The following is an 18,641-nucleotide window of genomic DNA, read 5'->3' as shown; positions in this document are numbered from 1 at the left end:
TGTGCCGACCAGGGCCGGCACCTACCAGGTCCGCCGCATCGCCACCCGCAGGTGCATCGGAAACCCGAGCGCAGCCTCTTCGGCCATGACGGCGCGCAGGCCGTCGTTCCACTCAGCCTCAGGCACTACGTCGAACCCTTCGCTGGCATAGAAGGCTGCATTCCATGGCACATCGCTCAAGGTGGTCAGCACCGCTGCAGCAAAGCCGGTGGCCCTGGCCTGCGCCAAGGCGTGCCGCAGCAATGCGCGGCCATGGCCACGACGCGCGTGCGCCGGGTCCACATCCATCTGCAGGACATGGAACTCGCCACACAGCTCGCCGCCCAGCAGGTAGCCGGCAATGTCGCCGCCGGGGCCATCCACAACCCACAGCTGGCCCCGCTGAAGGCCGTCCTGCAGCGTCGGCAGATCCAGGCCGTGGCCGGCAAATACCGGATGGGCTTCGTGATCCTTCAGCAGTTCGCCGGCACGCTGTTCAATTGCCAGCAGCACGCCGAGCTCGTCGGCATGCGGAATACGTGGCTCAGGACTTCTTGACCGGGCGCTTCCAGCCATCGATGGTTTCCTGTCGTGCGCGGGCCAGTGTCAGCTTGCCGTCCGGGGCGGTGCGGGTGATGACCGAACCGGCAGCGATGGTCGCGCCCTCGCCGATCGTCAGCGGCGCCACCAGCGAACTGTTGGAACCGATGAACGCGTTGTCGCCGATGGTGGTGGTCGACTTGTTCACGCCGTCGTAGTTGCAGGTGATGGTGCCGGCACCGATGTTCACCTTGCTGCCGATCACCGCATCACCCAGATAGGTGAGGTGGTTGGCCTTGCTGCCGACGCCGAGGGTGACCTTCTTGGTTTCGACGAAGTTGCCGACGTGCACGCCATCGGCCAGCACGGTACCTGGGCGGAGGCGCGCGAACGGACCGACCAGCGCCGCGCCTTCGGTGACCACACCCTCCAGATCACAGTGCGCGCGTACTTCGGTACCGGGGCCGAGAGTAACGTCCTTCAGGCGGTTGAACGGACCGATGGTAACGCCGTCGCCGAGCACGATGTTGCCTTCGAGAACGACATCGACATCGATCAGCACGTCACTGCCCACGGTGACGGTGCCACGGATGTCGAGTCGTGCCGGGTCGCGCACGCGTGCACCCTGTGCGCACAGCGCACGCACGGCGCGATGCTGCCAGGCACGCTCCAGCTGCGACAGCTGCCAGGGATCGTTTGCCCCCTCGGCTTCCTGCGCGTCGGCCACCAGCGCCATTTCGGCCGGGGTGTACTCATGCGCGGCAAACGCGAACACGTCGGTCAGGTAGTACTCGCCCTGTGCATTGCGGTTGGACAGCTGCGACAGCCAGCGGCGCAGCGCGGTCGACTCCGCGGCGATGATGCCGGTGTTGATCGTGCGCACGCGCAGCTGGTCGTCGGTCGCGTCCTTCTGCTCGACGATCGCTCCCACCTTGCCTTCGGCATCGCGCAGCACGCGGCCGTAACCGGTCGGGTCATCAACCTCGGCGACCAGTACCGCCAACCGCCCTGGCTGCGCCAGCAGATCGCGCAGGGTCTGCGCGCGGATCAGCGGTACATCGCCGTACAGCACCAGCACCTGCACGGCATCCGGCACCTGCGGCATCGCCTGCGCCACCGCGTGGCCCGTACCCAGCTGCTGCGCCTGTTCAGCCCACTGCAGGTCGGGCTGGTCGGCAAACTGTTGCCGCACCGCCTCACCGCCATGGCCGTAGACCACATGGATGGCCGCCGGTTGCAGTTCGCGGGCCGCATCGATCACGTGCGCCAGCATCGGTTGGCCGGCGACCGGCTGCAGCACCTTCGGCAGCACCGACCTCATGCGCTTGCCGGCGCCGGCGGCGAGGATGATGACGTGCAGGGCTTGGGTCATGGGAACGGCAGTCCGTGGTTCGTTGCCGACGATTCTAGAGCGTACGCCGTTAACATGGGCATCCCTCCTCCTTCACCATGCCGATGAGCCTTGTCCGCCAGGGAAGCGCCTACCTCGTGATCGGGCTCGTGCAGCTGCTGGTCGATTGGCTGGTGTTCGTGGTCGCCACCGCGCTTGGCATGCCGGTCGCACCGGCCAACGTCGCCGGACGCCTGGCCGGCATGCTGCTGGGCTTCTGGCTCAACGGCCGCTACACCTTTGCCGAGGCCGGCACCCACAAGCTGGGCTGGAGGCGCTTTGTACGCTTCTTCGGGCTGTGGCTGCTGCTGACCGCGGCAAGCACGTTGCTGGTGAGCCTGGTCGACCACGCGCTGGGCCTGCAGTACACCTGGCTGGCCAAGCCACTGGTGGAAGGCGGGCTGGCGTGCGTGTCGTTCCTGTTGATGCGCCATGTGGTGTACCGCTGATCGCGGTCAGCGGTCAGCGATCACCGTCACGGCGCAGGCGCGCTCCCAGTCCCTCACGCCACAGCTGCAGCGCGCTGTAGCGCAACCGCACCTGATGCTGCCCGGCCGGCACGCACAACGCATGGAAGAGGCCATTGCCGCGCAGCAGCGGCAGTACCTGGCCATCCTCGAGCTGCGCCTGCCAGCCACGACCGGTGGTTTCGTTGATCACCACCCATGCTGCATCGTCGGCCACCACCGTCAGCTCGATGCGTCCCGGCTGGTAGTGCAGCACCTGTACCGTGGCCTCGCCGGCATCCTGTTCGGCACAGTGGCTGCTGGCGGCTGCCGGCAGCCATAGCTGCCGGTTGAAATCGGTCTGGTTGAACAGCGGCGCAGGCGGTAGACGCTCCTCATGGCGGCGCACCTGCCGCGGATTCAGCACCCGTGGCAGCACGCTGTCACGCCGCGCAAGTTCCACCTGGTCGCCCTGCGCGCTGGAGCCCGGGAACGGCTCCTGGGCTAGCAGCCAACGCACGCCCAGCAGGTCGTACAGGGGAGCAGCGGTGTCTGGCATCCAGGCAGTGGGGACCTTCTGCTGGAAGGTATCCACCGGCTCGCCCGGCATCCCGGTCATCTGCAGATAGTCGCTTGCCAGCAGCGGGTTGTAGCCGTTTGCCAGCGCAATGGCATGCACCGCCGCGCCGTTGGTGAGTCCGCCGATGCCGAAGACCACCGCGCGCTCGGGTATGCCGATATGCCGCTCTGCCGCCAGCAGCGCATAGGCGCGCTGCGCAGGACCCGCACGATCGGCGGTGAGCACCGACTTTGTGCCGCTGCCCGCGTTGAACCTGGTGCCGACGTTGAACAGCAGCAGGTCCAACAGCACCAGCGCCAGCACCCAGCGCGCAGGTGACTGGTGGCGGCGCAGCACCCACACAGCGGCTACGCCCAGCGCGGCGCTGACCGCAAGCCAGGCGAAAGCGAGCGGATGACCATGATCGATCGCCAGCCACGCAGCGCACGCGCCCAGCACTGCGACGACCGCCACGGACACCCGATGCAATCGCAATGGCTGCCGCTGCAGGGCAACCTGCAGGGCACTGGCACCCAGCCACGCCGCCGCAGGCACGGTAAGGAACAGCGCATCGGACGGGCGCCGGAACAGGTCCAGCCCCGGAAGCCAGCCGAACAACCAGGGGAACAGCGGCGTGGCGCCACCCACCGCGACCATGATCGCCAGCGTCAGCGCACACAGCGCGACGCGCGTCGCCGCCGGCTTGCGCCGCAGCACCTCACCGCCCCAGAGCAGCCACAGCGCCAGCGGCACTGCCCCCACATAGAGGTAATCGGCGCTGATATCACCGAAGGCCCAGCTGTCGCCGCGCCCCTGCGAGAACACGTTGCCCGACAGCAGTGTCACCAGTGTCTGCCAGTGGATGGCACCCGGCAGCGCGGCTTCCAGCGTCAGGCCATTGCGATTGGTCTGGTCCAGCCAGGCCAGCGTGGACAGCCACTGCGGCGCACTGACACCACCGGCGAGAATGGCCACCACGCCCAGCTGCCACAGCAGGCGCATGCGCTGCCCCTGTGCCAGCACGACAGCAGCCACGGCGTAGATCACGCACGCGAGGATGATGAAATAGGTGACCTGGGTCAGTTGAAGCGCACACATCCCGCCGGCCACACCGGCCAGCAGGATGTCGCGCATCCGTCCCCGCCGGCGGACCTGCTCCAGGCCCAGCCACAGCCAGGGCAGCAGGCAGTAGCTGATGACCATCGGCGTGTGCTGCAGGCGCGACGCGGCCACGCCACCAAACATCAGCGTGAGTGCGAACAGCAGCTGCGCCGGCGGCGGCATGCCCTGCACGCGGCTCAACCGCAGTGCACCCAGGCCGCCTGCCAGCACATGCAGCAGCACCACCACCGTGAACAGGTGCAGGGAGCCCGGCGCCAGCAGCATCGGCAGCAGCATCGTCGGCTGCAGCGTCATCATCTGCGGATCGGCCACCTGCGGGTAGCCACCGTAAAGATACGGATTCCACCAGGGGGCCTGCAGGTGACGCAACTGCTCGGCACTGAAACTGACCGCCGGGAAGAACTGCTGCACGGCATCAAAGGGAATGGTCTTGATGCCACTGAGCCATGGCAGGCACAGAACGATCCACGCAATCAGGAACACGCCTGCCGGTGTGCGCCACGGCCGCTGCCAGCTGCCGCCTTCAATCGCTGTCGAGTAGTGCTGCATTCCCTGCTCCTGTGGCGAACAAACAAAAACGCCGGCAGCTAGCCGGCGCTTGTGCTTGATGACGCGCGAACCTCAGTGCTTGAGATTCTTGCGCAGGCGCTCCAGCGCCTGCAGCTGGACGACGGCTTCGGCCAGCTTCTGCTGGGCTTCAGCCACTTCCATCGCTTCGCCGCGGTTGGCCAGGATGCGCTCGGCTTCTTCCTTGGCCTTGCGGACCGAGGCTTCGTCGATGTCCTGCGCGCGGATCGCGGTGTCGGCCAGCACGGTCACCACCTGCGGCTGCACTTCCAGGATGCCGCCGGAAATGGCGAAATCCAGCTGCTCGCCGTTCGGCGTGGTCACCACCACCTTGCCCGGCTTCAGGCGGGTGATCAGCGGCGCGTGCTTGGGCGCGATGCCCAGTTCGCCCAGCTCACCGGTGGCCACGACCAGGGTCGCTTCGCCACGGAAGATTTCCTGCTCGGCGCTGACGATGTCGCAACGGATCGTGCTCATGCAAATCTCTTCGCTGTTCGCGGCGGCGCAATGCCGCCGTGGGGGTCCACCGGCGCGGGCGGTTGCCCGGCGCGGGCGTCAGGTCGGGCAGGATCGCTCCCGCCCGTCCCGGATCAGGCCTTCTCGGCCATCTTCTTGGCCTTCTCGACCGCTTCTTCGATGCCGCCGACCATGTAGAACGCCTGCTCCGGCAGGTGGTCGTACTCGCCATCGACGATGGCCTTGAAGCCACGGATGGTGTCCTTCAGCGGCACGTACTTGCCCGGCGAACCGGTGAACACTTCGGCCACGTGGAACGGCTGGCTGAAGAAGCGCTCGATCTTGCGGGCGCGCGACACGGCCTGCTTGTCTTCTTCGGACAGTTCGTCCATGCCCAGGATGGCGATGATGTCCTTCAGTTCCTTGTACTTCTGCAGGGTCTGCTGGACGCGCTGGGCGGTGTCGTAGTGCTCGTGGCCGATGACCAGCGGATCCATCTGGCGGCTGGTGGAGTCCAGCGGATCGACGGCCGGGTAGATACCCAGCGAGGCGATCGAACGCGACAGGGTCACGGTCGAGTCCAGGTGGGCGAAGGTGGTCGCCGGCGACGGGTCGGTCAGGTCGTCCGCGGGAACGTAGACGGCCTGGATCGAGGTGATCGAACCGTTCTTGGTCGAGGTGATGCGCTCCTGCAGGACGCCCATTTCCTCGGCCAGGGTCGGCTGGTAACCCACGGCGGACGGCATGCGGCCCAGCAGTGCCGACACTTCGGTACCGGCCAGGGTGTAACGGTAGATGTTGTCGACGAACAGCAGGACGTCCTTACCCTTGCCGTTTTCGTCCTTCTCGTCGCGGAAGTACTCGGCCATGGTCAGGCCGGTCAGGGCGACGCGCAGACGGTTGCCCGGCGGCTCGTTCATCTGGCCGTACACCATCGCCACCTTGTCCAGGACGTTGGAGTCCTTCATTTCGTGGTAGAAGTCGTTGCCCTCACGGGTACGCTCACCCACGCCGGCGAACACGGACAGACCGCTGTGCGCCTTGGCGATGTTGTTGATCAGTTCCATCATGTTGACGGTCTTGCCGACGCCGGCGCCGCCGAACAGGCCGACCTTGCCGCCCTTGGCGAACGGGCACATCAGGTCGATGACCTTGATGCCGGTTTCCAGCAGCTCGGTGGCCGGGGACTGGTCTTCATACGACGGCGCAGCGCGGTGGATTTCCCAGTTGTCGCTGGCAGCGACCGGGCCGGCTTCGTCGATCGGACGGCCAAGCACGTCCATGATGCGGCCCAGGGTGCCGGCGCCGACCGGCACCGAGATGCCACGGCCGGTGTTGACGGCAACCAGGTTGCGCTTCAGGCCGTCGGTGGAACCGAGGGCGATGGTACGCACCACGCCGTCGCCCAGCTGCTGCTGGACTTCGAGGGTGATCTCGGTGTTTTCCACCTTCAGTGCGTCGTACACCTTCGGCACCGATTCACGCGGGAATTCGACGTCGACGACCGCGCCGATGATCTGAACGATCTTGCCCTGACTCATTGCTGCATCCTCTAATGTGTGCTTTGAACGAACGCGGTCAGACTGCTGCCGCGCCGCCGACGATTTCGGAGATTTCCTGGGTGATCGCTGCCTGGCGCGCCTTGTTGTAGACGAGCTGCAGGGTGCCGATCAGCTTGTTGGCGTTGTCGCTCGCCGCCTTCATCGCAACCATGCGTGCCGCATGCTCGGAGGCGACGTTTTCCAGCAGTGCCTGGTACACCAGCGACTCGATGTAACGCGTCATCACGTGCTCGAGCACGGTCGCGGCATCGGGTTCGTACAGGTAATCCCAGTCGTGGTGAGCGACCTGCTTCTCAGCCGGCGGGAGCGGCAGCAGCTGATCGAAGCTGGCCTTCTGCACCATGGTGTTCACGAAGCGGTTGTAGACCAGGTACACGCGGTCGATCCTGCCTTCGGTGAAGGCGTCGAGCATGACCTTGATCACACCGATCAGCGATTCCAGCTTCGGCACGTCGCCGATGTGGGTCACGCTGCCGACCATGTTGACCTTCACGCGGCGGAAGAAGGTCGAAGCCTTCTGGCCGATGGTCACCAGGTCCACTTCGGCACCCTTGTCCTGCCATGCCTTGGCTTCGCCCAGCATCTTGCGGAACAGGTTGTTGTTCAGGCCGCCGGCCAGACCGCGATCGGAGGAGATCACGATGAAACCGACCCGCTTGACCTGCTCGCGCTCGACCAGGAACGGATGCTGGTAGTCGGTGCTGGCCTGGGCCAGATGACCGATCACCTGCTTCATCGCCTGCGCGTACGGACGCGAGGTCTTCATCCGATCCTGCGCCTTGCGGATCTTGGAGGCCGAGACCATTTCCAGGGCGCGCGTCACCTTGCGGGTGTTCTGCACGCTCTTGATCTTGGTTTTGATTTCGCGTCCGCTTGCCATCTCTTGTTTCCCGTGGCGCGGGGCTGATGCCCCGCGTTGTTCAACCGTTTGTCATCTGGTCCAGCGGAGCCAGCGGCTCCGCTCTACAGGACCGCGATTACCAGCTGCCGGTGGTCTTGAACTCGGCGATGCCCTTCTTGAAGGCACCTTCGATGTCGTTGTCCCAACCGCCGGTGGCGTTGACCTTGCTGATCAGCTCGCCCTGGGTGTTGGCGAAGTGGGCGTGCAGGCCTTCTTCGAACGCCAGCAGCTTGTTGACCGGCACGTCGTCGAGGTAACCCTCGTTGACGGCGTAGATCGACAGCGCCTGGTTGGCGATCGACATCGGCGCGTACTGCTTCTGCTTCATCAGCTCGGTGACGCGCTGGCCACGCTCCAGCTGCTTGCGGGTCGCTTCGTCCAGGTCCGAGGCGAACTGCGCGAACGCAGCCAGCTCGCGGTACTGGGCCAGCGAGATACGGATGCCGCCCGACAGCTTCTTGATGATCTTGGTCTGGGCCGAGCCACCGACGCGCGACACCGAGATACCGGCGTTCACGGCCGGACGGATGCCGGCGTTGAACAGGTCGGTTTCCAGGAAGATCTGGCCGTCGGTGATCGAGATCACGTTGGTCGGAACGAAAGCGGACACGTCGCCGGCCTGGGTTTCGATGATCGGCAGCGCGGTCAGCGAACCGGTCTTGCCGGTGACCTTGCCTTCGGTGAACTTCTCGACGTATTCCTCGGACACGCGGGCAGCGCGCTCGAGCAGACGGGAGTGCAGGTAGAACACGTCACCCGGGTAGGCTTCACGGCCCGGCGGACGCTTCAGCAGCAGCGAGATCTGGCGGTAGGCAACGGCCTGCTTGGACAGATCGTCGTACACGATCAGCGCGTCTTCGCCGCGGTCCATGAAGTACTCACCCATGGTGCAGCCCGAGTAGGCGCTGATGTACTGCATGGCAGCCGATTCGGAAGCGGTCGCGGCCACCACGATGGTGTGGGCCAGCGCGCCGTTCTCTTCCAGCTTGCGCACGATGTTGGCGATGGTCGACGCCTTCTGGCCGATCGCAACGTACACGCACTTGATGCCGGTGCCCTTCTGGTTGATCACCGCATCGATCGCCATGGCGGTCTTGCCGGTCTGGCGGTCACCGATGATCAGCTCGCGCTGGCCACGGCCGATCGGGATCATCGAGTCGACCGACTTGTAACCGGTCTGCACCGGCTGGTCGACCGACTTGCGCCAGATCACGCCCGGAGCAACGCGTTCCACCGGAGCGGTCAGGTCGGTGCCCAGCGGGCCCTTGCCGTCGATCGGCTCGCCCAGCGCGTTCACGACGCGGCCCAGCAGTTCCGGGCCGACCGGCACTTCCAGGATGCGGCCGGTGGTCTTGGCGACGTCGCCTTCGCGCAGGTGCTCGTAGTCACCCAGGACCACGGCGCCGACCGAGTCGCGCTCCAGGTTCAGGGCCAGGGCGAAGGTGTTGTTCGGCAGTTCGATCATTTCGCCCTGCATCACGTCGGCCAGACCGAAGATGCGCACGATGCCGTCGGACACGCTGGTCACGGTGCCTTCGTTGCGCGATTCCGCGGCCAGCTTGACCTTCTCGATGCGGTTCTTGATCAGTTCGCTGATTTCGGAGGGGTTGAGCGTGGTTGCCATCGTCAAGTCCTAGTGCCGGCAGCGGGGCCGGACGTTAAATGAATTCAGTTAGCGAGCGCGGTCTGCAGACGGGCCAGCTTGCCCTTCAGCGAACCATCGATGACCACGTCGCCGGCGTCGATCACGGCGCCGCCGATCAGCGAAGCATCGACCGCGGTGGTCACGTCGACCTCGCGGTTGAAGCGCTTGCGCAGCGCGACCTTGATCGCGTCCAGCTCGCCGGCCGACAGCTCGGAAGCCGAGGTCACCGTGGCCTTGACCACGTGCTCGGCTTCGGCGCGCAGGGCGTCGAACATGCCGGAGATTTCCGGCAGCAGCGGCAGACGATGCGATTCGGCCAGGATGGCCAGGAAGCGCGAGTAGGTCTCGCCGTGCGACACCGGCGCCAGCAGGGCGACGGCGTCGTCACGACCCAGCTCCGGGTTGGCGAGCAGGGCCGCCACGCGCGGGTCGGCGGCGACGTGGGCGGAGAACGCCAGGGCGTCCGACCACGGCGCGAACGCACCTTCGTCGCGCGCGGTCGCGAACGCGGCGCGGGCGTACGGGCGGGCAAGCGTGAGGGCCTGGCTCATCCTTAGATCTCCGAGGCCAGCTCGTCGAGCAGCGCCTTGTGGGCGTTGGCGTCGATTTCGCGCTTGAGCAGCTTTTCGGCACCGGTCACGGCCAGCGCGGACACCTGCTTGCGCAGATCTTCACGGGCACGGTTGGCGGCGGCGTCGATTTCAGCCTGGGCCAGTTCCTTCTGACGGGTGGCTTCGGTGATCGCTTCGTTACGGGCTGCATCAACGATCTGGTTGGCACGCGCGTGGGCCTGATCGATGATCTCGTTGGCCTTGGTGCGGGCTTCCTTCAGCGCTTCGTTGACCTTCTCCTGCGCCTGGGCCAGATCTTTCTGGCTGCGGTCGGCAGCAGCGAGGCCTTCAGCAATCTTCTGCTGGCGCTCTTCGATCGCGTTCATCAGCGGCGGCCAGATCTTGGTCGCGATGATCCAGATCAGACCAGCGAAGGCCAGCGCCTGCGCAAGAAGGGTGAAATTGATATTCATGGTTAGCTCGATCGCTGGTTTCGGGGTGGACGTGCCGCCGAAGCGGCACATCCGGCCTTCATCCGAAACCGGGTGCATCAGCACCCGGTCGTCTCAAACCGCTGTATCAGCCGGCCAGAGCCTTGGTGACGGCGCCAGCAAAGGCAGCCGACAGCGGGTTGGCGAAGGCCAGCAGCAGGCCAACGGCGACCGAGATGATGAACGCGGCGTCGATCAGGCCGGCGGTGATGAACATGCGGACCTGCAGGACCGGGATCAGTTCCGGCTGGCGCGCGGCCGACTCCAGGAACTTACCAGCCATGATGGCCAGACCCAGACCGGCGCCCAGCGCGGCCAGGCCGATCATGATGCCGACGGCAAGGGCGGTGGAGCTCTGAATCTGCGCGAAGTTGGTCAGGACGGCGAAGTACATGGTTATCTCCAGGAACTTAAGTTGCTAAGGGTGATGAAACGGATGAAGGTTGAAACGCGTTGAAGCTTGAAACTCAGTGAGCGTCTTCCGACAGGCTCAGGTACACGATCGACAGCATCATGAAGATGAAGGCCTGCAGCGGGATCACCAGCAGGTGGAACAGCATCCAGCCGAGGCCGAACACACCACCCGCGATGGCACCGAAGAAACCGGCACCACCCAGCACCCAGATCAGCAGGAACACGATTTCGCCGCCGAACATGTTGCCGAACAGTCGCATCGCCAGCGAGATCGGCTTGCTCAGCCACTCGACGATGTTGAGGATCAGGTTGAACGGCATCATCCACTTGCCGAACGGCGCCGTCAGGAATTCCTTGACGAAGCCGACCAGGCCCTTGGACTTGAGCGCGAAGAACAGCATCAGGAAGAACACGCTGATGGCCATGCCGAGGGTGGCATTGACGTCAGCGGTCGGCACCGGCTTCCAGTAGTGCACGCCCACCCATTCCAGCGGCTTGGCGATGAAATCGGCCGGGATCATCTTCAGCAGATTCATCAACAGGATCCAGAAGAAGATCGTGATGGCGATCGGCGTGACCAGCTTGCTCTTGCCGTGGTAGGTGTCCTTGGCCTGGCGGTCGACGAACTCCAGGCAGATCTCGACGAAGGCCTGCCACTTGCCCGGCACGCCGGCGGTGGCCTTGCGGGTTCCCAGCCAGAACGCGACAACGATCACCAGGCCCATCAGGACGGCGGTGAGGAAGGTATCGACGTGGATATGCCAGAACATACCCTCACCCTTGCCGACCGGTGCGGTCAGGTTGTGCAGGTGATGCTGGATGTAGCTGGTAGGGGTTAGAGCCTCGCCCGCCATGTGTCCGGAACCTTCAGTTAATTGAATTCTGTCAACGCCTGGCCATGGCCAGGACCTGGAACATCAAGCCGACGGCGATACCGGCCAACAGCGCCAATGCAGGCAGCTTGAAGACCAGGAACCCCACCAGCAGGACGCCGAAAACCACGACCCACTTGGCCACGATCGCAATGATCAGGCGAGCCATCGCCGATCCTGCGGCCACCGCACCACCGCCCAGAGCCATCCGTGCCGCAACCCAGCCGCCGGCCGAAATGGCCACACCGGACGCCAGCGCGCCGAGGGCATACTTCGGACCTACCAGCAGGAAGGCCAGGGCCAGGACAGCCACCGCGGCCAGCGGGTAGACCGCGGCGCGCAGCATCAGTCGCCGACCCGCATCAACGGAGTTCAGCACAGGACGTCCCGCGTGGTTGCAAGTGGAGGGCTGAGGCGGCTACAGCAGGGGGGCCTCATCGAGCCGCCAAATTATAGCAATGGGACAATTTGCGAGACAACCGCTGCCTGTTCATCCCTGGAAGCCGCAAGTTGCGGTAACGGTTACATTTTTGCGTGCCACCCGGGGGACAATGACGTCCGCGTGATGCTGCACTGCAGTATTGAACTTTGGTCGCAGGCGCGGAACTTTCGCCGGATGCGCCGGTCCGATCTTTCGACCTGCCTGCAGCAACCTCGTCGACGCTCCGCCCCGCAGGTCCCACGATGGCCCCGAAGCCCGGCTCCGGGGCCATCTTTTTGCGTCGTCGCGACAGGGCTGAACCGTGCACACTCCGTGGACCATACGTTCACGGATGGTGGACGGCGGCGTCCGGCACAGTGGTCTTCATTCTGATGAACCACTGCAAGGACTCTTCGATGCGCCCCGTACCCACCCTGCTCGCCCTTTCCCTGCTCGCTGCCGGCGCCTCGTTCGCCAATGCCGCCCACGCCGCCGAAGGCGACGACCGCTTCGCCATCCGTCTGGGTGCGATGAACATCGATTCGGACAACACGCTGCGTGGCAGCACCACCGTGGCCGGCCAGGACATCTCCCTGGACCAGGACTTCAAGCTGGGTGGCAAGGAATGGGAGCCGCGCATCGACGGCATGTTCCGCATCAGCAACCGTCAGCGCCTGCTGTTCAACTACTTCAAGTACGACAAGGACCGTCGCGAGACGCTTGACCAGGGCATTTCCTTCGGCGGTGAGAGCGTGCCGGCCGGCAGCTTCGTGAAGGGCGAGCTGAAGTACCAGGTGGCCAGCCTGGTCTATGACTACTCGGTCGTCGATACCGACACCTTCGACCTGGGCCTGCAGATCGGTGGCGAGTACGCCAAGGTCAGCACCAAGGGCTACGCGGACCTGGGCACGGTGTATGAAGGCCAGTTCCTCAACGAGAAGGCCGATGGCGTGGCACCGGTGGTGGGGGCGCGCATGACCTTCACTCCGTCCGAGCGCTGGATGATCACGCTGCAGGGCCAGTACCTGAACACGCGCTGGGGCAGTTTCGATGACTACAAGGGCGACCTGAGCCGCGCCAATGCGATCGTCGATTACCGCTTCACCAAGAACTTCGGTGTGTTCGCCGGCTACGACTGGTTCAAGCTGGACGTGGACAAGAAGGGCAGCGACGGCACGGTCGGCCTGAAGCAGGAATTCAAGGGCCCGGTGGCCGGTATCAGCTTCGTGTTCTGATCCCCTGCCCCTTCCACGGCATCTTCTCTCCTGGCGCGGCCTCCGGAACATCGGGGCCGCGTTTTTTCTTTGCATCGTCGAGCAGAAAAGCAGGCTGGTCGAGCGCTGGGGGAAGAGGGGCTTGCGTGCGAATGTCCCCCGGCGCCGGCCTACGGCCGTCACCTCCTCCTTTACTTCGCACACAAGCCCCTCTTCCCCCGCGTGTCAGGCATCCAGGCGGGCCAGGCTGTGGCTCTCGACTATCCGCAAGCCGAGCCGCTGCGCGGGTGGCAGGCGTTTGGACAAAGTAAAGGAGGAGGCGACCGCCAAAGGCGGACGACGGGGGACATTTGTCCAGACGCCTGCCACCCGCGCAGCGGCCCAGACCTTCGCGGTGGCAGTTGCCGTAGACGCAGGCGTGGTCGAGCGCTGGGGGAAGAGGGGCTTGCGTGCGAATGTCCCCCGGCGCCGGCCTACGGCCGGCGCCTCCTCCTTTACTTCGCACACAAGCCCCTCTTCCCTCGCGTGTCAGGCATCCAGGCGGGCCAGGCTGTGGCTCTCGACTATCCGCAAGCCGAGCCGCTGCGCGGGTGGCAGGCGTTTGGACAAAGTAAAGGAGGAGGCGACCGCCGAAGGCGGACGACGGGGGACATTTGTCCAGACGCCTGCCACCCGCGCAGCGGCCCAGACCTTCGCGGTGGCAGTTGCCGTAGACGCATGCGTGGTCGAGCGCTGGGGGAAGAGGGGCTTGCGTGCGAATGTCCCCCGGCGCCGGCCTACGGCCGTCACCTCCTCCTCTACTTCGCACACAAGCCCCTCTTCCCCCGCGTGTCAGGCATCCAGGCGGGCCAGGCTGTGGCTCTCGACTATCCGCAAGCCGAGCCGCTGCGCGGGTGGCAGGCATTTTGACAAAGTAAAGGAGGAGGCGACCGCCGCAGGCGGGCGACGGGGGACATTTGTCGAAATGCCTGCCACCCGTGCAGTGGCCCCACCCTTTGCTGCAGCACTGATCGAAGAAAAAAAGCCCCGGCAGATGCCAGGGCTTTTCGTTCGGAACGGCGCGGACGCCTTACTTCTTCTTCGGCATGTACAGATCGGTGATCGTGCCGTCGTAGATTTCCGAGGCCATCGCCACCGACTCGCTCAGCGTCGGATGCGCATGGATGGTGTGGCCGATGTCTTCCGCTTCCGCACCCATCTCGATCGCCAGGCCGATCTCGGCCAGCAGATCGCCGGCATGCACGCCGACGATCGCGCCACCGATGATGCGGTGGGTCTCTTCGTCGAAGATCAGCTTGGTGAAGCCCTCGGTGCGACCGATGCCGATCGCGCGGCCACTGGCGGCCCACGGGAACTTGGCCACGCCGACCTTCAGGCCCTTGGCCTTGGCTTCGGTCTCGGTCACGCCGACCCAGGCGATTTCCGGGTTGGTGTAGGCCACCGACGGAATCACGCGGGCGACCCACTCCTTCTTGTGGCCGGCTGCCACTTCAGCGGCCAGCTTGCCCTCGTGCGTGGCCTTGTGGGCCAGCATCGGGTTGCCGACGATGTCGCCGATGGCAAAGATGTGCGGCACGTTGGTACGCATCTGCCGATCGACCGGGATGAAGCCGCGGTCGGTGACCTGCACGCCGGCCTTCTCGGCATCGATCTTCTTGCCGTTCGGCGAGCGGCCCACGGCCACCAGCACGCGGTCGAAGGTGCCTTGCGCCAGCGCAGGCGCCTGGCCTTCCTCGGCGGCTTCGAAGGTCACGGTGATGCCCTTGGCATCGGCGGTGACGCCCGAGGCCTTGGTCTTCAGGTGCACGTCGATGCCCTGCTTCTTCAGGCGGTCGGCCAGCGGCTTGACCAGGTCCTTGTCGGCGCCCGGCATCAGCTGGTCCATGAACTCGACCACGGTGACCTTGCTGCCCAGCGCGCTGTACACGGTGGCCATTTCCAGGCCGATGATGCCGCCGCCGACGACCAGCAGCGAGCCCGGCACTTCGGCCAGCTCCAGCGCATCGGTGGAATCCATCACGCGCTTGTCGTCCCACGGGAAGTTCGGCAGCTTCACCGCCTGCGAACCGGCGGCGATGATGCATTTCTGGAAGCGCAGCAGCTGGGTACTGCCGTCAGCCGCGGTGATTTCCAGCTCGTTGGCCGAAACAAACCTGCCAACGCCCTGCACGTTGCGGACCTTGCGCTGCTTGGCCATCCCGGCCAGGCCCTTGGTCAGCTGGTTGACGACCTTTTCCTTGTACGCGCGCAGCTTGTCCAGGGTGATGGTCGGCTTGCCGAACTCGACGCCGAAATCACCGGCGTGGGCCACTTCGTCGATCACCGCAGCAGCATGCAGCAGCGCCTTGGACGGGATGCAGCCGACATTGAGGCAGACGCCGCCGAGGCTGGCGTAACGTTCGACAAGCACCGTATCCAGGCCGACGTCGGCGGCGCGGAAGGCCGCGGTGTAGCCGCCCGGGCCGGAGCCCAGCACGACCATCTCGCATTCGATGTCGGCCGGCTTGCCGCTGGACAGCGCCGGCTTCGGCGCAGCCGGTTCAGCCGGGGCGCGGTGCGACGGAGTCACCGGCGGCTTGCTGGCCGGGGCGGCCGGAGCCGGCGCGGCGGCCTTGGCCGGGGCTTCGGCGGCGCCTTCAGTGTCCAGCACCACAACCACGGCGCCTTCGGACAGGGTATCGCCAAGCTTGACCTTGATTTCCTTGACCACACCAGCGGCCGAGGACGGCACTTCCAGGGTGGCCTTGTCCGACTCCAGGGTTACCAGACCCTGGTCCTTCTTCACCGTGTCGCCGACGGCGACCAACACTTCGATCACCGGCACATCGCTGTAATCGCCGATGTCGGGAACCTTGACTTCAATCGTGGCCATGGTGGGTTTTCCTCGTGCCCGCCCGGCGGCGCCGGCGGGCTGTCACTGCATCTGTTCACGCGGCCGCGCCAGGGGCTGCGGCCGCACGGTGGGGGCGAAGCGGTGCCTTACAGCAGCACGCGGCGCATGTCGGCCAGTACCTGCGACAGGTACGTGGTGAAGCGTGCGGCCAGTGCGCCGTCGATGACGCGGTGGTCGTAGCTCAGCGACAGCGGCAGCATCAGCTTCGGTGCGAATTCCTTGCCGTTCCAGACCGGCTGGATGGACGACTTGGAGACGCCGAGGATGGCCACTTCCGGTGCGTTGACGATCGGGGTGAACGCGGTGCCGCCGATGCCGCCCAACGAGCTGATCGAGAAGCAGCCGCCGCTCATGTCCGCCGGGCCCAGCTTGCCGTCGCGTGCCTTCTTGGCCAGTTCGCCGGTTTCCTGCGCGATCTGCACCACACCCTTCTTGTCCACGTCGCGGATCACCGGCACGACCAGGCCGTTCGGCGTGTCGGCGGCGAAACCGATGTGGAAGTACTTCTTCAGGGTCAGGTTTTCACCGCTGGCATCGAGCGAGGCGTTGAATTCCGGGAACTTCTTCAGCGCTGCGGCGCTGGCCTTGATCAGGAAGGCGAGCATGGTCAGCTTGATGCCGGCCTTCTCGTTCTCCTTGTTCAACGCCACGCGCAGGCCTTCCAGGTCGGTGATGTCGGCCTGCTCGAACTGGGTGACGTGCGGGATCATGGCCCAGTTGCGGGCCAGGTTCGCACCGGAGATCTTCTTGATGCGCGACAGCGGCTGGACTTCGGTCTCGCCGAACTTGCTGAAGTCGACCTTCGGCCACGGCAGCAGGTTCAGGCCACCACCAGCGGCGACGGCGCCACCGGCAGCTGCCGGCACGCCACCGCTGAGCGCGGCCTTGACGAACTTCTGTACGTCACCCTTGGTGATGCGGCCACCCTTCTCGGTGCCGTTGATCTGCAGCAGGTCCACGCCCAGCTCGCGGGCGAACACGCGCACCGCCGGGGTGGCGTACGGCACCTTGGCCGGCAACACGCCATCGGCATTGAACTGCACCGGCGGGCTGGACGGGGTACCGGCCGAGGCGATCTCGCGGGCCGCCAGCTTGTCCGGCTGCGCCGGCACAGCGACCGGCTCGACCTTGGTGGCGGTCTCTGCGGCAGCCGGAGCGGCAGCAGCAGCGGCCTTGGTCGGCGCCGGCGCGGCAGCGCCCTCGGCTTCGATGATGGCAACCACGTCGCCTTGCGACAGATTGTCGCCCACCTTGACCTTGATCTCCTTGACCACGCCGGCCACAGACGACGGCACTTCCATGGTGGCCTTGTCGCTTTCCAGCGTGACCAGGCCCTGGTCCTTCTTGACCGTATCGCCCACGGCGACCAGCACTTCGATGACCGGAATGCCGGCGTAGTCGCCGATGTCCGGCACCAGGGCTTCAACCGCACCAGCGCTGGCAGCCGGAGCGGCCGGCGCAGCTGCAGCCGGCGCGCTCTGGGTGGCGGCAGCCGGGGCAGCGGCCTTGGCCGGTGCCGGTGCCGGTGCCGGTGCCGGTGCGGCAGCGGCCGGCTTGGCGGCTTCGGCTTCGCCTTCGGCCACTTCGATCAGGGCCACGACCTTGCCTTCGGACAGGCTGTCGCCCACTTTGACCTTGAGCTCCTTGACCACGCCCGCCACCGAGGACGGCACTTCCATGGTCGCCTTGTCGCTTTCCAGCGTCACCAGGCCCTGGTCCTTCTTGACCGTGTCGCCGACGGCGACAAGCACCTCGATTACCGGGATATCGCTGTAGTCACCGATATCGGGGACAAGTGCTTCCTTGATTTCGGCCATGGGGATAACTCCGGCAATCTGGTGTAGGGAAACGTCTATTGTGCGGCCAGCGGGGTCCAGCGCCAACCGTTACAGGTGTTTTCAGTACGCACGCAGCCGGGACAGGCTGTTGCCCATGGGTCGGGTGCGCGACCAGTCGGTAGCGTATTGTCCAGGCGATGTCCGCTTCATGTCGCCCGCGCGTCGGCCACTGGCTGCCAGGCCTGGCGCAGGCGCGGCAACGACCACGCCGCATTGGCAGGGCTGGTCGACGGCAGCGCGACCACCTTCGGCGGGGCCTCCAGCCGCGGCAACACCCAGCGCTGGAATGCCTGCAATGACGCGCCGCCATTGCAGCCGATCAGCGTCAGCTCAGGCAACGTGGCGATCAGTTCCGGCAGTGCATTGGCCACTTCCGTGCCACGCACGATGTCCGCATCCAGGCTGCCGCGCCGCTCGCAGCGCCCGATCACATCCCACAGGCCGATGCCTGCGGCGTTCAACGCCTGCAGCCGTTGCGCATAGGGCAGATCCGCGTCGAAACCGCAGATATCGGCCATCAGCGGCCAGAAGCGGTTGCGAGGATGCGCGTAGTAGCGCTGCTCCTGCAGGGATGCCACGCCTGGCATCGAGCCCAGCAGCAGCACCCTGCAATCGACGTTCACCTGCGCTGGCAGGCCAATGCACAACGTTGCCGTGCTCACATCTTCTCCAACTGCATGAATGTCGGCGAGAGCAGAAAACGCCATGAATAAAGGCATTCCGCACCCGTCGCTGAACAAGGAAAACTATTTTTTAACGTGCGTCGGATTCGATTCATGT

Annotated in this window: 17 protein-coding genes; 2 read left to right on the top strand and 15 right to left on the bottom strand. The window is 65.5% G+C overall.

Features of this window, described 5'->3' with window-relative positions; translation table 11 throughout:
• Positions 1 to 21 precede the first annotated feature (21 nt).
• On the bottom strand, positions 22 to 555 hold the full coding sequence (locus tag AC5P98_RS08420; RefSeq protein WP_049404180.1) for a GNAT family N-acetyltransferase: 534 nt from the start codon (positions 553 to 555) through the stop codon (positions 22 to 24).
• Positions 524 to 1,891, bottom strand: coding sequence for a bifunctional UDP-N-acetylglucosamine diphosphorylase/glucosamine-1-phosphate N-acetyltransferase GlmU (glmU, locus tag AC5P98_RS08415; RefSeq protein ID WP_046432629.1), 1,368 nt, complete (start codon positions 1,889 to 1,891; stop codon positions 524 to 526). The genes AC5P98_RS08420 and glmU overlap by 32 nt, the downstream gene beginning before the upstream one ends.
• An 83-nt stretch (positions 1,892 to 1,974) precedes the next feature.
• Between glmU and AC5P98_RS08410 the strand changes: the two genes are divergently transcribed.
• Positions 1,975 to 2,358, top strand: coding sequence for a GtrA family protein (locus AC5P98_RS08410; RefSeq protein ID WP_049404178.1), 384 nt, complete (start codon positions 1,975 to 1,977; stop codon positions 2,356 to 2,358).
• A gap of 13 nt (positions 2,359 to 2,371) precedes the next feature.
• Here AC5P98_RS08410 and AC5P98_RS08405 read toward each other — a convergent pair whose 3' ends face one another.
• From AC5P98_RS08405 to AC5P98_RS08360, 10 genes are all read right to left on the bottom strand, one after another.
• On the bottom strand, positions 2,372 to 4,585 hold the full coding sequence (locus AC5P98_RS08405; protein WP_049419161.1) for a putative glycosyltransferase family protein: 2,214 nt from the start codon (positions 4,583 to 4,585) through the stop codon (positions 2,372 to 2,374).
• A 72-nt stretch (positions 4,586 to 4,657) separates the two neighbouring features.
• Positions 4,658 to 5,080, bottom strand: coding sequence for a F0F1 ATP synthase subunit epsilon (locus tag AC5P98_RS08400; protein ID WP_005419509.1), 423 nt, complete (start codon positions 5,078 to 5,080; stop codon positions 4,658 to 4,660).
• A gap of 113 nt (positions 5,081 to 5,193) precedes the next feature.
• Positions 5,194 to 6,600, bottom strand: a complete 1,407-nt coding sequence (gene atpD, locus AC5P98_RS08395; RefSeq protein WP_005419510.1) for a F0F1 ATP synthase subunit beta — start codon at positions 6,598 to 6,600, stop codon at positions 5,194 to 5,196.
• Positions 6,601 to 6,637: 37 nt separating this feature from the next.
• The gene (gene atpG / locus AC5P98_RS08390) at positions 6,638 to 7,501 is read right to left on the bottom strand and encodes a F0F1 ATP synthase subunit gamma (protein ID WP_014648494.1); all 864 of its coding nucleotides are present in this window, start codon (positions 7,499 to 7,501) and stop codon (positions 6,638 to 6,640) included.
• Positions 7,502 to 7,598: 97 nt separating this feature from the next.
• Positions 7,599 to 9,146, bottom strand: coding sequence for a F0F1 ATP synthase subunit alpha (gene atpA, locus AC5P98_RS08385; protein WP_005419511.1), 1,548 nt, complete (start codon positions 9,144 to 9,146; stop codon positions 7,599 to 7,601).
• A gap of 44 nt (positions 9,147 to 9,190) precedes the next feature.
• The gene (locus AC5P98_RS08380; RefSeq protein ID WP_032129048.1) at positions 9,191 to 9,718 is read right to left on the bottom strand and encodes a F0F1 ATP synthase subunit delta; all 528 of its coding nucleotides are present in this window, start codon (positions 9,716 to 9,718) and stop codon (positions 9,191 to 9,193) included.
• A gap of 2 nt (positions 9,719 to 9,720) precedes the next feature.
• Positions 9,721 to 10,191 carry a F0F1 ATP synthase subunit B gene (locus tag AC5P98_RS08375; protein WP_005419512.1) on the bottom strand — a complete coding sequence of 157 codons (471 nt, stop codon included), beginning with the start codon at positions 10,189 to 10,191 and terminating at the stop codon, positions 9,721 to 9,723.
• Positions 10,192 to 10,297: 106 nt separating this feature from the next.
• Complete coding sequence (gene atpE, locus AC5P98_RS08370; RefSeq protein ID WP_005411133.1) at positions 10,298 to 10,603, bottom strand: F0F1 ATP synthase subunit C; 306 nt, start codon at positions 10,601 to 10,603, stop codon at positions 10,298 to 10,300.
• Positions 10,604 to 10,676: 73 nt separating this feature from the next.
• Positions 10,677 to 11,477: a F0F1 ATP synthase subunit A gene (atpB, locus tag AC5P98_RS08365; protein ID WP_014038569.1), complete on the bottom strand. Its 801-nt coding sequence runs from the start codon at positions 11,475 to 11,477 to the stop codon at positions 10,677 to 10,679.
• Positions 11,478 to 11,508: 31 nt separating this feature from the next.
• Positions 11,509 to 11,874, bottom strand: a complete 366-nt coding sequence (locus AC5P98_RS08360) for a hypothetical protein (protein WP_014648497.1) — start codon at positions 11,872 to 11,874, stop codon at positions 11,509 to 11,511.
• Positions 11,875 to 12,332: 458 nt separating this feature from the next.
• Between AC5P98_RS08360 and AC5P98_RS08355 the strand changes: the two genes are divergently transcribed.
• Positions 12,333 to 13,151, top strand: coding sequence for a hypothetical protein (locus AC5P98_RS08355; protein ID WP_046432636.1), 819 nt, complete (start codon positions 12,333 to 12,335; stop codon positions 13,149 to 13,151).
• A gap of 1,048 nt (positions 13,152 to 14,199) precedes the next feature.
• Here the strand turns inward: AC5P98_RS08355 and lpdA are convergent.
• The 3 genes from lpdA to AC5P98_RS08340 all read right to left on the bottom strand — a co-directional run bounded on the left by lpdA (position 14,200) and on the right by AC5P98_RS08340 (position 18,523).
• A complete protein-coding gene (gene lpdA, locus AC5P98_RS08350) occupies positions 14,200 to 16,002 on the bottom strand; it encodes a dihydrolipoyl dehydrogenase (protein WP_049405902.1) in 1,803 nt (600 codons plus the stop codon).
• Between the two features lie 107 nt (positions 16,003 to 16,109).
• Positions 16,110 to 17,840 (bottom strand): dihydrolipoyllysine-residue acetyltransferase, encoded by a 1,731-nt coding sequence (gene aceF / locus AC5P98_RS08345; protein ID WP_049405904.1) that lies wholly within the window; start codon positions 17,838 to 17,840, stop codon positions 16,110 to 16,112.
• Positions 17,841 to 18,007: 167 nt separating this feature from the next.
• The gene (locus tag AC5P98_RS08340) at positions 18,008 to 18,523 is read right to left on the bottom strand and encodes a DNA-deoxyinosine glycosylase (protein WP_049405907.1); all 516 of its coding nucleotides are present in this window, start codon (positions 18,521 to 18,523) and stop codon (positions 18,008 to 18,010) included.
• Positions 18,524 to 18,641 lie beyond the last annotated feature (118 nt).

The sequence above is a fragment of the Stenotrophomonas sp. YJH_SMC_135 genome, assembly GCF_059372355.1.
Note: the sequence above shows the minus strand (reverse complement) of the source record. Positions and strands in the feature narration are given on the sequence as shown.

What these genes read in the sequence shown, in the direction of transcription:
- AC5P98_RS08380 (WP_032129048.1), bottom strand. Translation starts at nt 9,718, where the DNA reads ATGAGCCAGGCCCTCACGCTTGCCCGCCCGTACGCCCGCGCCGCGTTC.
- AC5P98_RS08420 (WP_049404180.1), bottom strand. Translation starts at nt 555, where the DNA reads ATGGCTGGAAGCGCCCGGTCAAGAAGTCCTGAGCCACGTATTCCGCAT.
- atpG (WP_014648494.1), bottom strand. Translation starts at nt 7,501, where the DNA reads ATGGCAAGCGGACGCGAAATCAAAACCAAGATCAAGAGCGTGCAGAAC.
- AC5P98_RS08405 (WP_049419161.1), bottom strand. Translation starts at nt 4,585, where the DNA reads ATGCAGCACTACTCGACAGCGATTGAAGGCGGCAGCTGGCAGCGGCCG.
- lpdA (WP_049405902.1), bottom strand. Translation starts at nt 16,002, where the DNA reads ATGGCCACGATTGAAGTCAAGGTTCCCGACATCGGCGATTACAGCGAT.
- AC5P98_RS08400 (WP_005419509.1), bottom strand. Translation starts at nt 5,080, where the DNA reads ATGAGCACGATCCGTTGCGACATCGTCAGCGCCGAGCAGGAAATCTTC.
- AC5P98_RS08410 (WP_049404178.1), top strand. Translation starts at nt 1,975, where the DNA reads ATGAGCCTTGTCCGCCAGGGAAGCGCCTACCTCGTGATCGGGCTCGTG.
- AC5P98_RS08355 (WP_046432636.1), top strand. Translation starts at nt 12,333, where the DNA reads ATGCGCCCCGTACCCACCCTGCTCGCCCTTTCCCTGCTCGCTGCCGGC.
- atpA (WP_005419511.1), bottom strand. Translation starts at nt 9,146, where the DNA reads ATGGCAACCACGCTCAACCCCTCCGAAATCAGCGAACTGATCAAGAAC.
- AC5P98_RS08375 (WP_005419512.1), bottom strand. Translation starts at nt 10,191, where the DNA reads ATGAATATCAATTTCACCCTTCTTGCGCAGGCGCTGGCCTTCGCTGGT.
- atpD (WP_005419510.1), bottom strand. Translation starts at nt 6,600, where the DNA reads ATGAGTCAGGGCAAGATCGTTCAGATCATCGGCGCGGTCGTCGACGTC.
- glmU (WP_046432629.1), bottom strand. Translation starts at nt 1,891, where the DNA reads ATGACCCAAGCCCTGCACGTCATCATCCTCGCCGCCGGCGCCGGCAAG.
- aceF (WP_049405904.1), bottom strand. Translation starts at nt 17,840, where the DNA reads ATGGCCGAAATCAAGGAAGCACTTGTCCCCGATATCGGTGACTACAGC.
- atpB (WP_014038569.1), bottom strand. Translation starts at nt 11,477, where the DNA reads ATGGCGGGCGAGGCTCTAACCCCTACCAGCTACATCCAGCATCACCTG.
- atpE (WP_005411133.1), bottom strand. Translation starts at nt 10,603, where the DNA reads ATGTACTTCGCCGTCCTGACCAACTTCGCGCAGATTCAGAGCTCCACC.